This is a genomic window from Paracoccus sp. UBA5162 (assembly GCF_002413585.1).
In the GTDB taxonomy this organism is placed as follows: domain Bacteria; phylum Pseudomonadota; class Alphaproteobacteria; order Rhodobacterales; family Rhodobacteraceae; genus Paracoccus.
This window is the reverse complement of the sequence record NZ_DHXG01000073.1, coordinates 72333-84287: the sequence shown is the minus strand read 5'-3', so window position 1 is coordinate 84287 and position 11955 is coordinate 72333. Positions and strand designations below refer to the sequence as shown.

The following is an 11955-nucleotide window of genomic DNA, read 5'->3' as shown; positions in this document are numbered from 1 at the left end:
AAGGACCTGCATCGCATCTTTCCCGACGACCGTTCCGTGCTGGTGGCCGCCGCCGAACAGGCGCTGGTATGGCTGATCGATTCGTCGGTGAAGGCGGTCGTTCAGGTCGACCCGGACGATTCCGTCGCCCAGTTCATCGCGCTTGGCGAGACCTATATCGACTGGGCCAGCGCCAACCCTTCGCAATTCCGCCTGCTGCAGGATGAACGTGTTCTCAATGCCAAGGCGACGCCGCAGCTCAGCCGCTATATCGATTCGATGGTGGATCTGATGATCAGGACCCTCGAACGTGCGCGCGATGCCGGCCGCCTGAAACCGGACGAGAACATTCCGCTGATGGCCCTGTCCTCGCACGCCTTCGTCATAGGGCTTGGCAGGATGATCGTCGAGGGGCGGCTGCACGACACGCTGCCGGACGTGCCCTGTTTCTCGGCGGCCCGGATCGCCAAACTGGCGCTGCGTGACTTTGTTCATCGTGCCGCGCGCGGCAGCGTACCCGCCCGCGGCTCCGGGAATCAGAACATTCCCGCGTGATCACGGTGACGTCCGCCGGGTCACGGCAATCCGATTGCGCTTGGATCTTTCTTCACGCTTTTCGGGCATAATAAAGGCTTGAACCCGACGGGAAGCGAGCAGCGCACTGCCGCTTTCCGGGCTGCGGCGGATCTGGGGTTCCGTCGCAGCCTTTTTTGCCGCAGGCCGGCCCGCGTGAAGGCCCAGGGGATCGGTCCTCCACAGAAGGGCGCGGCCTCTTTCCCCTGCAGGCTGCTTGCGCTATGCCCTCGGCAACCCGCGATCTGTGAAAGCAAGAACCCCGTGACCGATCATATCATCAAGGATATCGCGCTGGCCGATTTCGGCCGCAAGGAACTGGACATCGCAGAAACCGAGATGCCCGGGCTGATGGCGCTGCGCGCCGAATATGGCGAGGCCAGGCCATTGGCCGGGGCGCGGATCGCCGGCAGCCTGCACATGACCGTGCAGACCGCCGTGCTGATCGAGACGCTGGTGGCGCTTGGGGCCGAGGTCCGCTGGGCATCGTGCAACATCTTCTCGACCCAGGATCACGCCGCCGCCGCCATCGCCGCCACCGGCGTGCCTGTCTTTGCCATCAAGGGCGAGACGCTGGCCGAATACTGGTCCTATACCGACCGGATCTTCCGCTTCGGGGGCAATGAAAAGGACGGCGGCACGGCCAACATGATCCTCGACGATGGCGGGGATGCGACGATGTATGTCCTGCTGGGCGCGCGGGTCGAGGCGGGCGAGACGGAACTGATCGACACCCCCGCCAGCGAAGAGGAAGAGGCGCTGTTTTCCCAGATCCGCAAGCGCATGGCCGAAACGCCGGGATGGTTCGCCCGTCAGCGCGACGCGATCCGGGGCGTCAGCGAGGAAACCACCACCGGCGTTCACCGTCTCTACGACCTGCATCGCAAGGGGCTGCTGCCCTTCGCCGCGATCAACGTGAACGACAGTGTGACCAAGTCGAAATTCGACAACAAGTACGGGTGCAAGGAATCCCTGGTCGATGGCATCCGCCGTGCGACCGATGTCATGATGGCCGGAAAGGTCGCCGTGGTCTGCGGATATGGCGATGTCGGCAAGGGCAGCGCGGCCAGCCTGCGCGGAGCCGGTGCGCGGGTCAAGGTCACCGAAGTCGATCCGATCTGCGCGCTTCAGGCCGCCATGGACGGGTTCGAGGTGGTGAGGCTGGAAGACGTGGCCGACAGCGCCGACATCTTCATCACCACGACGGGCAACCGCGACGTGATCCGGCTGGAACACATGCGCGCGATGAAGGACATGGCCATCGTCGGCAATATCGGCCATTTCGACAACGAGATTCAGGTCGCGGCTCTGCGGAACCACAAATGGACCAACGTCAAGGATCAGGTGGACATGATCGAGATGCCTTCGGGCAACCGCATCATCCTGCTGAGCCAGGGCCGTCTGCTGAATCTGGGCAACGCCACCGGCCATCCCAGCTTCGTCATGTCGGCCAGCTTCACCAATCAGGTTCTGGCCCAGATCGAGCTTTGGACCAGGGGCGCGGATTACCAGCCGGGCGTGTATATCCTGCCCAAGGCGCTGGACGAAAAGGTCGCGCGGCTGCATCTGGACAAGATCGGCGTCAAATTGTCCACCCTGTCGAAGGAACAGGCCGATTACATCGGCGTGACGCCCGAGGGGCCCTTCAAATCAGATCATTACCGGTACTGACCTCATGACCGAATATTCGCTGTTCACCTCGGAATCCGTGTCCGAGGGTCATCCCGACAAGATCGCCGACCAGATCAGCGACGCGATCCTGGACGCCATCCTGGCCGAGGACCCGCGCGCCCGCGTTGCCTGCGAAACCATGGTCAAGACCGGGGTCGCCATCATCTCGGGCGAGATCACGACCAGCGCCTGGGTCGATCTGGAATCCATCGTGCGCGGCGTCATCAACGATATCGGCTATACCAGCAGCGATGTCGGCTTTGACGGCGCCACCTGTTCGGTCATCAACATCATCGGCAAGCAATCGCCCGAGATCAATCAGGGCGTCGATCGCCAGAGCCTCGAGGAACAGGGCGCGGGCGATCAGGGACTGATGTTCGGCTATGCCAGCGACGAGACCGACGTGCTGATGCCTGCGCCGATCACCTATGCCCATCGGCTGGTGGAACGTCAGTCGAAGGTCCGGCGCGACGGCACGCTGGACTGGTTGCGCCCGGACGCCAAGTCGCAGCTGACGCTGCGCTATGGTGCGGACGGCCGGCCCGAGGCCATCGACGCGGTGGTCCTGTCCACCCAGCACAATCCCGAAATCACCCTGGCCGATCTGCGCGAGGCAGTGATCGAGGAAATCATCAAGCCGGTCCTGCCCGCCGAATGGCTGTCGCCCGAAACCAAGTATTTCATCAATCCGACCGGTAAATTCGTCATCGGCGGGCCGGTCGGCGATTGCGGGCTGACCGGGCGCAAGATCATCGTGGACAGCTATGGCGGCATGGCCCGGCATGGCGGCGGCGCGTTCTCGGGCAAGGATCCCAGCAAGGTGGATCGCTCGGCCGCCTATGCGGGACGCTGGGTGGCCAAGAACATCGTCGCAGCCGGCTTGGCCAGCCGGTGCGAAATTCAGGTCAGCTATGCGATCGGCGAAGCGCGGCCCACTTCGATCAGCCTGAACACCTTCGGAACCGAGACGGTGCCGCACGAGCGGATCGTGGCCGCCCTGCGCGAGGTCTTCGACCTGCGCCCCTTCGCCATCATCCGCGACCTGGACCTGCTGCATCCAATCTATCGGCCGACCGCGACCTATGGCCATTTCGGCCGCGATCCCCATGCGCTGGCCGGGGCGACGGCGTTTTCCTGGGAACGGACCGACCGCGCCGAGGCGCTGAAAGCGGCGCTGAGCTGACCGGCCGGGGCGCTTTGCCCCGGATGCCGGACCGGCCAGCCGGGGATGCCGGGTCGCGCGTTCTCAGAACGCCATCATGCCCCAGTATTTCGTGCCGGTGACCGGCTTGCCATCATTGGCCAGCAGAAAGCCCGACAGGACGCGAATCACGCCCCAGACCGCAAGAAAGGCCCAGATCAGGAAGCCGAGGCCCACGACCATCGTGACGACGGCCAGGACCGCGATCAGCAGGCTGATCCAGAACGTCCGGATCTGGAAGGTCAGATGCGTGTCCAGAACCGGGTGCCGGCCCCTGGCGATATAGGCATAAACCACCCCGACCAGTGTCGTGATCGCTACCGCATAGCCGATGGCGTAAAGCCCATAGATCAGTTTCGCGGGCAGCAACGGATCGCCGGGGCCGGTCGCGGCTTCGGCTGCGGGCGGGGGTGGCATATCGGTCATGACGGGGCTCCGTACAGGTTGCGGGCGCGATCCTCGAAGGCGCGGACGATGCGCGCCATCGCCTCGTGGAAGACGACGCCGATCAGGCGTTGCAGTATGGCGTTGCGAAATTCGAAATCGACAAAGAATTCCACCCGGCAGCCGCCTTCAGGACGGTCGTGGAAAGTCCAGCCGCTGCGCATGTATCTGAACGGGCCGTCCAGATATTCGGTGTCGATCTTCAGGGCGCCGGTCCGGGGATCGGCGGGCCACAACACGACGCGGCTGCCGAAACGTTCGCGAAAGACCTTGAAACTGATGACAAGATCGGCCGCGATCTCCTCGGCGCCGTCCGGTCGGGTCTGGCGCGACCGTACGCGGGCGGCGCTGTTCCAGGGCAAAAATTCCGGATAGCGTTCGACATCGGCGACGAGGTCGAACATCTGGCGGGCGCTGTAGGGAAGGTCGCGGTTGTCCTGGTGTTGCGGCAAGGCGGGGCTCTTGTCTTTGGGCGCGTTGTCTGGTCGGCTCTGCGCATCTAGCAGGCGAGGCCGGGAATGAACAACCTGATCTGGTTTCTTCGCGCATCGCGATGGGCGCGGCACCCGCCAAGCGCCCGGATGGTCAAGCTGGTTCTCGCGATCGTGGCGGCCGGACTGATCATCCTGGCGTTGGAATGGCTGGACCTGTGGCCCGACTGGGCGCAGATGCAGAACGGTCGCGGCCTGCGACTGCCCCGGTAGTGAGATCAATGGCGGGGCGCATCCGCCCGCACACGGCGCGGGCGCGGCTGCGCGGCGTGGGCGGCCGCAAGCCCGGCCAGTCCCAGCAATCCGATCGTTATCAACATGTCATCCTCCTTTCCGGCTGCGTGGCGGGCCTCAGGGTCCGGCCTCGCTGAATGTCTGGCATTGCGCCATGTCGCCTGATTCGAAACCACGCATCAGCCATGTCTGGCGTTGCCTGGCGCTGCCATGGGTAAAGCTGTCGGGCACCGGCGTCCGTCCGGCGCCGGACTGGATCACGTCGTCGCCAACCGCGCGGGCGGCATTGGCCGCTTCTTCCAGATCGCCCTGTTCCAGCGATCCGAATCGATCCCGCGCCTGCCGCGCCCAGATCCCGGCATAGCAATCGGCCTGAAGCTCGGTCAGGACCGACAGCGCGTTTGAATCCCGTTCGCTGATGCGCTGGCGGCTGGCGTTGACCCGCGACAGCGTGCCCACAAGATTCTGCACGTGGTGGCCGACCTCGTGGGCGATCACATAGGCATAGGCGAAATCGCCGCCCGCGCCCATCTTCTGCGCCATCAGATTGAAGAAATCGGTGTCCAGATAAACCTTCTGGTCGTTCGGGCAATAAAACGGCCCCATTGCCGCCGAGGCGCCGCCGCAGGCCGATTGCACCACGCCCCCGTAAAGCACGAGGGTCGGGTTGCGGTAATCCATGCCGGCCTGTTCGGGAAGAATGCCGGCCCAGACCTCTTCGGTATCGGCCAGCACGACCGAAACGAAATCGCCCCAGCGTTGATCCTCTTGCGTCAGCGGCACGCTGCCTTGGCGCCCCTGCTGGGTTTGGTTCTGGCTCTGGTCTATCTGGCGGATCACAGGGGTGATATCGACGCCGAAGAAATATCCCACGGCCAGCACGACCAGCGTTCCCACGACGCCGATGCCGCCGGCCCCGGTCGCGCCCATGCTGCGCCGATCCTCGATATTGCTGCTGCCGCGCCTGCCTTGCCATTTCATCCGACGGTTTCCTCCGAGGATCTGCGGTCCCTTGTGCCGAACGCCGCTTACCCCGCCCGGTTCCCGGCTTTCGCGCCGTGCGGACGGTCGCGGGGCACGCGAGCGGCGCGGAAGTGACTTGACGCCGCGCGCCCGGCAGAGGATGCAACGTTTCGATCCGAAGGGGAATGCAATGCTGCGCAGGCTATACGACTGGACCATGGGGCTTTCGGCCCATCGCCATGCGATGACCGCCCTTTTCGGCGTCAGTTTCATCGAAAGCTCGGTCTTTCCGATTCCGCCGGATGTGCTGATGATCCCGATGGTTCTGGCGCGTCGCTCGAAGGCGATGGCCGTCGCGCTGATCGCGACCGCCGGGTCGGTGCTGGGCGCGATGCTGGGCTACTGGATCGGCGCGGCGCTGATGGACAGCCTGGGTCAGGCGGTTCTGGCCGCCTATGGCAAGCAGGATGCCTATGCCCAGCTTGCCGCGCGCTTTGCGGATTATGGCGGCTGGGCGGTGCTGTTCGCGGCGCTGACGCCCTTTCCGTTCAAGGTCATCACGATCTTTTCGGGCGCCGTCGGCTTTTCGTTGCCGTTGTTCATCCTGACCTCGATCATCGGTCGCGCGGGCCGGTTCTTCATCGTCGCGGGGCTGTTGTGGCGCTTTGGCCCGCCGATCCGCGACTTCATAGAGCGTCGGCTTGGGCTGGTTTTCACCCTGTTCATGGCTGCGCTGATCGGCGGTTTTGCCGCGTTGAGGTATCTGTGACCGGAACAAGACTTGCCCTTCTGGCCGCCGCGGGTTCGGCGGCCCTGCTGATCGCCGCGCTAGGATTTCAGGCCGCCGGCTATGCGCCCTGCGAATTGTGCATCCTGCAACGCTGGCCGCATGTCGTGGCGGTGGTGATCGGCGCGCTGATCTGGCTGACCGGATGGGTGCGACCGCTGTCCGTGCTGGGGATGGCAGCGGTAGCCGTTGCTATGGGCCTTGCCATCTATCACACCGGGGTCGAAATCGGCTGGTGGCCGGGGCCGTCGCAATGCTCGGGCGGGGTGACCGACTTCGCGAAGATGTCGTTGAAAGATCTGACGGCAAAGCTGAAAACCGCCCCGGTCGTGCGCTGCGACGAGGTCGTGTGGCGCTTTGTGGGCCTGTCCATGGCCAGCTGGAACGCGATCCTTTCCGCAGGGCTGGCGGCAATCTGGGGCATGGCTGCCCGCGCGGGCCGTTCATCAATCTAGGGTCGGACTTGCTGCGGCCCTTCGTCTGGCGCGCAGCCGCTTCACAGCGCGCGCCGCGCCTTCTGTTCGGGCATGCCATCATTCCGGATGGTCGTGATGCGGCACGCCCAAGGTATTTGACCTCTGGCAGCGGGCAAGACCCGAGCCATTGCGCAGCAATACCGGCAGGTCCTATCGTGGGGCGAAGGGGACTGATGCCCTCTGCGTCGGAATGCGAATGGTGGTCGGGGCGAGAGGATTCGAACCTCCGACCTACGGTACCCAAAACCGTCGCGCTACCAGGCTGCGCTACGCCCCGACGAGGCGGCTTCTAGCGGATCGCGCCGGCCGGGGAAAGGCCTAACGACAGGGCCAGGCCGCCTGACCCTGGTCCAGCGCCGGATAGGCCATCGGCTGACCCGTAGCCAGTCCCAGACGGTCGGCCTCTCCTGCCGCGACTTCCAGAATCGCCAGCCGCAGCGGATCGGGATCGCCCGCCAGGGCGCCGGGTATCGGGGTCTCGTCCAGCGGCCGGGCATTGCGGTGAATGTAGCGGATCACGCCGCGCGCATCCATGAAGACGATGTCCAGCGGCAGATAGGTGTTCTTCATCCAGAAGCTGGATTCGCGTGGCGTTTCGTAAAGAAACAGCATCCCCGTATCCGCTGGCAGCGATTCCCGGAACATCAGGCCCCGGGCGCGTTCCTGCGGATCGTCGGCGATCTCGACACGGACCGCGCGCGCTCCGTCCGGGGTCATGAACAGAGCCACGTCCTGCGCGCAGGCCGCAGGTTCCAGCGCAGCCACCGCAGGCTGCGCGGTCACGGCGCTCATCATCGTCAGCAGGAGAAGCGCGGTCGCGACCGGTCTATTCCGCGACATGGGCGAGCAGCGCCTCGTCTGAGTCATCGACAAAAGGGCCCGGGATCTCGGCACTGCCACCCCCTTGTGTCGTCATGCCCTGATCCCAGCTTGCGATCTGCGCGGCCATCAGGCCCCGCGGCCCTTCCACGACGCGCAGTGCGATCGCTTCGCCGATGGCGAGGTCGGCAAAACCCGAATGGCGCAGCACCTCGACATGCAGGAAGACATCTTCGGGATGGCCGAAGATATTGGCGAAACCGAAACCCTTGGACTTGTCGAACCATTTCACCCGCGCCGGATGCAGCGGCAACTGGTCGAGATGTTCGATGATGCCGTTGTCCAGATCGGCGATCGGCGCCGTTCCGTCGGATTCCGGCGGTTCGATCGAGACGATCTCGGAGGCCTGCAGGCCACGTGCCGTCGGCTGGACATAGAAGGTGACCAGCGATTGATCGGCGACGGAAGACCGCCCGAAGTTCCGCAGCACGTTGGCGTGCAGCAGAATGTCGGCGCCCCCCTGTTCGTTCAGGATGAAGCCGTATCCCTTGCCCGGATCAAACCACTTGACCAGGCCCTTTTGCAAAACAGCACCGTTTTCATCACTCATCGTCATTTCATTCCGCGCAATGCGCTTGTTTCAGAACGTCAAACCGGCAACCTTGTCGGTTCTCCAGATATGGGGCGCGCACAGGTCACATGAAGGCGCTCCGATTTCAAGCGGGTCAAATCAACGCGAGGCATTCCCAGCCTTATACCGAAGACCTCATGCGTCAAGCCTCAAGGCGACAAGCGCGTGACAAACCAGCGATTATCTGCCTGCAGCCGCCAGCAGAAGCGGTCGTGCAGACGGAATGCGCCGTCGGCCCAGAACTCGATCTGTCGGGGATGAATGCGGAAGCCGCCCCAGAAGGGCGGGCGCGCCGGCGAGGGGCCGCGCAGCAGCGCCTGCTTCGCCGCGGCCGAAACCAGGCTGGCACGGCTGTCAAGCGGCTGCGACTGATGCGAGGCCCAGGCCCCAAGCCGGCTTTGCAGGGCGCGGCTTTCGAAATAGGCGTCGGCCTGCGGACCGTCCTCGCGGGTGACGGCGCCGCGAACGCGAATCTGGCGACGCAGTGATTTCCAGTGCATGACGAAGGCGGCCTTGCCGTTCTGCGCAATCTGGCGGCCCTTGGCGCTGTCGTAATTGGTGTAGAAGACGAACGCGCCCCTGGTCCCGGCGCCCTCGATCTGCTTCAGCAGGACCATGCGCACATCGGGCATTCCCTCATCATCCACCGTCGCCAGGGCGATGGCGTCGGGATCATTGGGCTCGACCGCCTTCGCCTCGTCCAGCCATGTCCGCGCGATGTCGAACGGGTCCTCGCCCGCAAAGATGCCGCTGCGATCCGTCATCTTGTGATCCCTCGTGTTTCCTGACGCTTGATGCTGCCAAGCCTTTGGCCTAAGCACTATCACAACGAGTTGAAAAGGCGAGAGGTCCCACATGTCGAGCGAGCATCAGGGCGGTCTGATGGCCGGAAAGCGGGGCCTGATCATGGGACTGGCCAACGACAAGTCGATCGCCTGGGGCATCGCCAAGGCCCTGGCCGCGGAAGGGGCGGACCTGGCCTTTTCCTATCAGGGCGAGGCGCTGAAAAAGCGCGTCGATCCGCTGGCGGGGCAGCTTGGCTCGACGACCGTGCTGCCCTGCGACGTGGGCGACGAGGCGTCGGTGGACGCGCTGTTCGACCGGTTGGCCGATGGCTGGGACCGCCTTGATTTTCTGGTCCACGCCATCGGGTTTTCCGACAAGGATCAGCTGCGTGGCCGCTATGCCGACACGACGCGGGACAATTTCCTGAAGACGATGGACATCTCGGTCTATTCCTTCACCGCCGTCGCGCGGCGCGCGGCCGCGATGATGCCCGATGGCGGTTCCATCCTGACGCTGACCTATTACGGCGCCGAACGGGTCATGCCGCATTACAACGTGATGGGCGTCGCCAAGGCGGCGCTGGAAGCCTCGGTCCGCTATCTGGCCGAGGATCTGGGCAAGGACCGAATCCGCGTCAACGCGATCAGCGCCGGGCCGATCAAGACACTGGCGGCCAGCGGTATCGGCGATTTCCGCTATATCATGAAGTGGAACGAACTGAACTCACCCCTGCGGCGCAATGTCACGCAGGAGGATGTCGGGAATTCCGCCCTCTACCTGCTGTCGCGACTGGGCCAGGGGGTCACCGGCGAGGTTCACCATGTCGATGCGGGTTATCATGTCGTCGGCATGAAGGCGGTTGACGCGCCCGATATCGCCACCGTCAAAAAGGACTGATCCGGCGGGTCAGGGGTATTTGGGCAACGAAGAAGGCTGATGAACAGCGTTTCGGCAGATCAGCTTGTGCTGTTCACGGCCACGCTGGCGGTGGCGATCCTGTCGCCCGGCCCCGGCGTGATCGCGGTCAGCCAAAGCGCCTTCGCCCTGGGTCGGGGCCGCGCGATGCCCTATGGCTGGGGGCTGGCCTTCGGCGCTTCGCTGTGGTGCCTGTTCTCGCTTCTGGGTCTGACGATGCTGTTCGGGCTGATGCCCTGGACCTATACCGCGCTGAAGATCGCCGGCGGTGCCTATCTGATCTGGATCGCCTGGAGGATGTGGCGCCATGCGGCCGATCCCTTGCCCGGCCCGGCCGGGGGGCGGCGCGGAACCGGGTTCGCCGCCGGTATCGCGCTCAACCTGTCCAATCCCAAGCCGGCGCTGTTCTATTCCGCCGTGATCCTGTCGATCTTTCCCCCGCCGCTGTCGGCGCTGGACAAGGGCGCGGTCTATCTGACAGCGGTGTCGGTGGAACTTGGCTTCTATTCCGCCCTGGCCAGCATGATGGCTTTGCCTTGGCTGCGGCGGCGCTATTATGCCGCGAAATTCTGGATCGATCGCGGCGCGGGTCTGGCCATCGGTCTTCTGGGCCTGTCCCTGATCCTGCGCCATTGAAGGAGACGACGCGATGATGGACCGCTTGCCGCACGAAAAGGGTTTTCACGTCAGCTGGGATCAGTTGCACCGCGATGCGCGGGCCCTGGCCTGGCGGCTGGACGGCACCGAATGGCGCGCCGTGGTGGCAGTCACACGCGGCGGACTGGTCCCGGCGATGATCGTTGCGCGCGAACTGGATATCCGGACCATCGACACGATCTCGATTCGATCCTACCGCGGAATCGGCGCCGAGGCGGGCCAGGGCCAGCTGGAGGTTCTGAAACGCCCCGATGACGGGTTGATGGCCGATGGCGACGGGATCCTGGTCGTCGATGACCTTGTCGATTCCGGCCGCACCCTGGAACTGATCCGCGAGATGTATCCCAAGGCACATTTCGCCACCGTCTATGCCAAGCCCAAGGGCAAGCCGATGGTGCAAAGCTGGATCACCGAGGTCAGCCAGGACACCTGGATCTTCTTTCCGTGGGACATGGCGCTGCAATATGTCCAGCCCTACCGGGGCGAGGACTGAAAACCCGTCATGGCAGGGGCGCGGGATGGCGATGCCGGCCTCTTGACACCAGCGTATCTGGTTGAAGTGCGACGCGAGATCCTTCCCCTGAAGGGGCCGGCCGCATGGCTTTTCCTGCCGGGACGGGCAGAATCCTGCCCATCTCTTACAAAACGCAGGAACCGGGTCACGTCGACCGACATTAGTCCTTCGAAGCGCCTGCCGGTCGCACGGATTGATCGGTCGTGCTGGTAAAACCAATGGAGGAAGACATGCGTAAGCTTCTTTTGACCACAGCCTTTATCCTGCCCCTCGGCGTTGCGCCGGTTCTTGCGCAGGATACCAATACCCAAGCGCCCGCTGATGGCGCGGCCGCACCGATGACGACCGATCCGGCCGCGGACCCCGCCGCGGCCGACAATCAGGCTGCAGCCGCAGCCGCGGATGTTGCCGCCAGCGGCAAGGTCGCGCAGGAACAGGCGCCGAACGAACTGCGGCTGGACTGGATCACCAATACCTCGGTCACGGCGCCCGACGGCACCGCAATCGGTGACATCAACGATCTGATCGTGGACGCCGAACAGGGAACGATGATCGCGGCGATCATCGGTGTGGGCGGCTTCCTGGGCATCGGTGAAAAACAGATCGCCGTGCCCTGGGATCAGTTGAAGGTCAACTATGACGCGCAGGAGATCACCAGCGAGTTGACCAAGGAAGAGGCCGATGCGGCGCCGGAATACGTGTTCCGCGAGCGTGAGGCGGCTCCGGGTGCCAACGCGCCGGCGGCTGGTGGCACGCTGGCCACCGACCCGGCAACGGCCCCGGCCGATCCGGCGATGGCCCCGGCCGATCCGGC

General features: G+C 64.4%; 16 protein-coding genes and 1 tRNA gene. 10 read left to right on the top strand and 7 right to left on the bottom strand.

Annotated features, from left to right (window positions below; genetic code table 11):
- The 3 genes from B4A72_RS11180 to metK form a co-directional block, all read left to right on the top strand.
- A partial coding sequence (locus B4A72_RS11180) for a TetR-like C-terminal domain-containing protein (RefSeq protein WP_292978591.1) occupies positions 1-534 on the top strand: 534 nt, incomplete at its 5' end.
- A 282-nt stretch (positions 535-816) separates the two neighbouring features.
- Positions 817-2223: an adenosylhomocysteinase gene (gene ahcY / locus B4A72_RS11175; RefSeq protein ID WP_292958272.1), complete on the top strand. Its 1407-nt coding sequence runs from the start codon at positions 817-819 to the stop codon at positions 2221-2223.
- Positions 2224-2227: 4 nt separating this feature from the next.
- A complete protein-coding gene (gene metK / locus B4A72_RS11170) occupies positions 2228-3406 on the top strand; it encodes a methionine adenosyltransferase (RefSeq protein WP_292958274.1) in 1179 nt (392 codons plus the stop codon).
- 63 nt (positions 3407-3469) lie between these two features.
- On the opposite strand, the gene B4A72_RS11165 is transcribed toward metK, so the two are convergent.
- Together B4A72_RS11165 and B4A72_RS11160 are read right to left on the bottom strand one after the other, a co-directional pair.
- Positions 3470-3850, bottom strand: coding sequence for a DUF4870 family protein (locus B4A72_RS11165; RefSeq protein WP_292958276.1), 381 nt, complete (start codon positions 3848-3850; stop codon positions 3470-3472).
- Entirely contained in the window at positions 3847-4320 is a 474-nt protein-coding gene (locus tag B4A72_RS11160) for a type II toxin-antitoxin system RatA family toxin (protein WP_292958278.1), read from the bottom strand. The genes B4A72_RS11165 and B4A72_RS11160 overlap by 4 nt, the downstream gene beginning before the upstream one ends.
- Positions 4321-4386: 66 nt before the next feature.
- Here B4A72_RS11160 and B4A72_RS11155 point away from each other — a divergent pair, with 66 nt between their 5' ends.
- A complete protein-coding gene (locus B4A72_RS11155) occupies positions 4387-4572 on the top strand; it encodes a hypothetical protein (RefSeq protein WP_292958280.1) in 186 nt (61 codons plus the stop codon).
- A gap of 138 nt (positions 4573-4710) precedes the next feature.
- Here the strand turns inward: B4A72_RS11155 and ypfJ are convergent, their stop codons facing one another.
- The gene (gene ypfJ / locus B4A72_RS11150) at positions 4711-5574 is read right to left on the bottom strand and encodes a KPN_02809 family neutral zinc metallopeptidase (protein ID WP_292958282.1); all 864 of its coding nucleotides are present in this window, start codon (positions 5572-5574) and stop codon (positions 4711-4713) included.
- A 172-nt stretch (positions 5575-5746) separates the two neighbouring features.
- Here ypfJ and B4A72_RS11145 point away from each other — a divergent pair, with 172 nt between their 5' ends.
- Both B4A72_RS11145 and B4A72_RS11140 read left to right on the top strand, forming a co-directional pair.
- The gene (locus B4A72_RS11145; RefSeq protein ID WP_283646776.1) at positions 5747-6325 is read left to right on the top strand and encodes a YqaA family protein; all 579 of its coding nucleotides are present in this window, start codon (positions 5747-5749) and stop codon (positions 6323-6325) included.
- On the top strand, positions 6322-6798 hold the full coding sequence (locus B4A72_RS11140) for a disulfide bond formation protein B (protein WP_283646777.1): 477 nt from the start codon (positions 6322-6324) through the stop codon (positions 6796-6798). Before B4A72_RS11145 ends, B4A72_RS11140 begins: the two co-directional genes overlap by 4 nt.
- A 221-nt stretch (positions 6799-7019) precedes the next feature.
- Here the strand turns inward: B4A72_RS11140 and B4A72_RS11135 are convergent.
- From B4A72_RS11135 to pdxH, 4 genes are all read right to left on the bottom strand, one after another.
- Positions 7020-7096 (bottom strand) — tRNA-Pro (locus B4A72_RS11135).
- A 41-nt stretch (positions 7097-7137) separates the two neighbouring features.
- Positions 7138-7659 (bottom strand): DUF192 domain-containing protein, encoded by a 522-nt coding sequence (locus B4A72_RS11130; RefSeq protein ID WP_292958286.1) that lies wholly within the window; start codon positions 7657-7659, stop codon positions 7138-7140.
- Positions 7646-8248 (bottom strand): cold-shock protein, encoded by a 603-nt coding sequence (locus B4A72_RS11125; RefSeq protein WP_292958288.1) that lies wholly within the window; start codon positions 8246-8248, stop codon positions 7646-7648. Before B4A72_RS11125 ends, B4A72_RS11130 begins: the two co-directional genes overlap by 14 nt.
- 170 nt (positions 8249-8418) lie before the next feature.
- On the bottom strand, positions 8419-9033 hold the full coding sequence (pdxH, locus tag B4A72_RS11120) for a pyridoxamine 5'-phosphate oxidase (protein WP_292958290.1): 615 nt from the start codon (positions 9031-9033) through the stop codon (positions 8419-8421).
- Positions 9034-9124: 91 nt separating this feature from the next.
- On the opposite strand from pdxH, the gene fabI reads away from it, so the two are divergent.
- The 4 genes from fabI to B4A72_RS11100 form a co-directional block, all read left to right on the top strand.
- Entirely contained in the window at positions 9125-9952 is an 828-nt protein-coding gene (gene fabI / locus B4A72_RS11115) for an enoyl-ACP reductase FabI (RefSeq protein ID WP_292958292.1), read from the top strand.
- 39 nt (positions 9953-9991) lie between these two features.
- Positions 9992-10606 (top strand): LysE family translocator, encoded by a 615-nt coding sequence (locus B4A72_RS11110; RefSeq protein ID WP_292958294.1) that lies wholly within the window; start codon positions 9992-9994, stop codon positions 10604-10606.
- Positions 10607-10619: 13 nt separating this feature from the next.
- Positions 10620-11120 (top strand): xanthine phosphoribosyltransferase, encoded by a 501-nt coding sequence (gpt, locus tag B4A72_RS11105; protein ID WP_292958296.1) that lies wholly within the window; start codon positions 10620-10622, stop codon positions 11118-11120.
- A gap of 251 nt (positions 11121-11371) precedes the next feature.
- Positions 11372-11955: PRC-barrel domain-containing protein (locus tag B4A72_RS11100; RefSeq protein WP_292958298.1), on the top strand; the 584-nt coding region annotated here is incomplete at its 3' end.

Bases quoted from the DNA above. Each gene is read 5' to 3' on its own strand.
- B4A72_RS11145 (WP_283646776.1), top strand. From the start codon at position 5,747: ATGCTGCGCAGGCTATACGACTGGACCATGGGGCTTTCGGCCCATCGC.
- pdxH (WP_292958290.1), bottom strand. From the start codon at position 9,033: ATGACGGATCGCAGCGGCATCTTTGCGGGCGAGGACCCGTTCGACATC.
- gpt (WP_292958296.1), top strand. From the start codon at position 10,620: ATGATGGACCGCTTGCCGCACGAAAAGGGTTTTCACGTCAGCTGGGAT.
- B4A72_RS11130 (WP_292958286.1), bottom strand. From the start codon at position 7,659: ATGTCGCGGAATAGACCGGTCGCGACCGCGCTTCTCCTGCTGACGATG.
- B4A72_RS11125 (WP_292958288.1), bottom strand. From the start codon at position 8,248: ATGAGTGATGAAAACGGTGCTGTTTTGCAAAAGGGCCTGGTCAAGTGG.
- metK (WP_292958274.1), top strand. From the start codon at position 2,228: ATGACCGAATATTCGCTGTTCACCTCGGAATCCGTGTCCGAGGGTCAT.
- B4A72_RS11110 (WP_292958294.1), top strand. From the start codon at position 9,992: ATGAACAGCGTTTCGGCAGATCAGCTTGTGCTGTTCACGGCCACGCTG.
- fabI (WP_292958292.1), top strand. From the start codon at position 9,125: ATGTCGAGCGAGCATCAGGGCGGTCTGATGGCCGGAAAGCGGGGCCTG.
- B4A72_RS11155 (WP_292958280.1), top strand. From the start codon at position 4,387: ATGAACAACCTGATCTGGTTTCTTCGCGCATCGCGATGGGCGCGGCAC.
- ypfJ (WP_292958282.1), bottom strand. From the start codon at position 5,574: ATGAAATGGCAAGGCAGGCGCGGCAGCAGCAATATCGAGGATCGGCGC.
- B4A72_RS11165 (WP_292958276.1), bottom strand. From the start codon at position 3,850: ATGACCGATATGCCACCCCCGCCCGCAGCCGAAGCCGCGACCGGCCCC.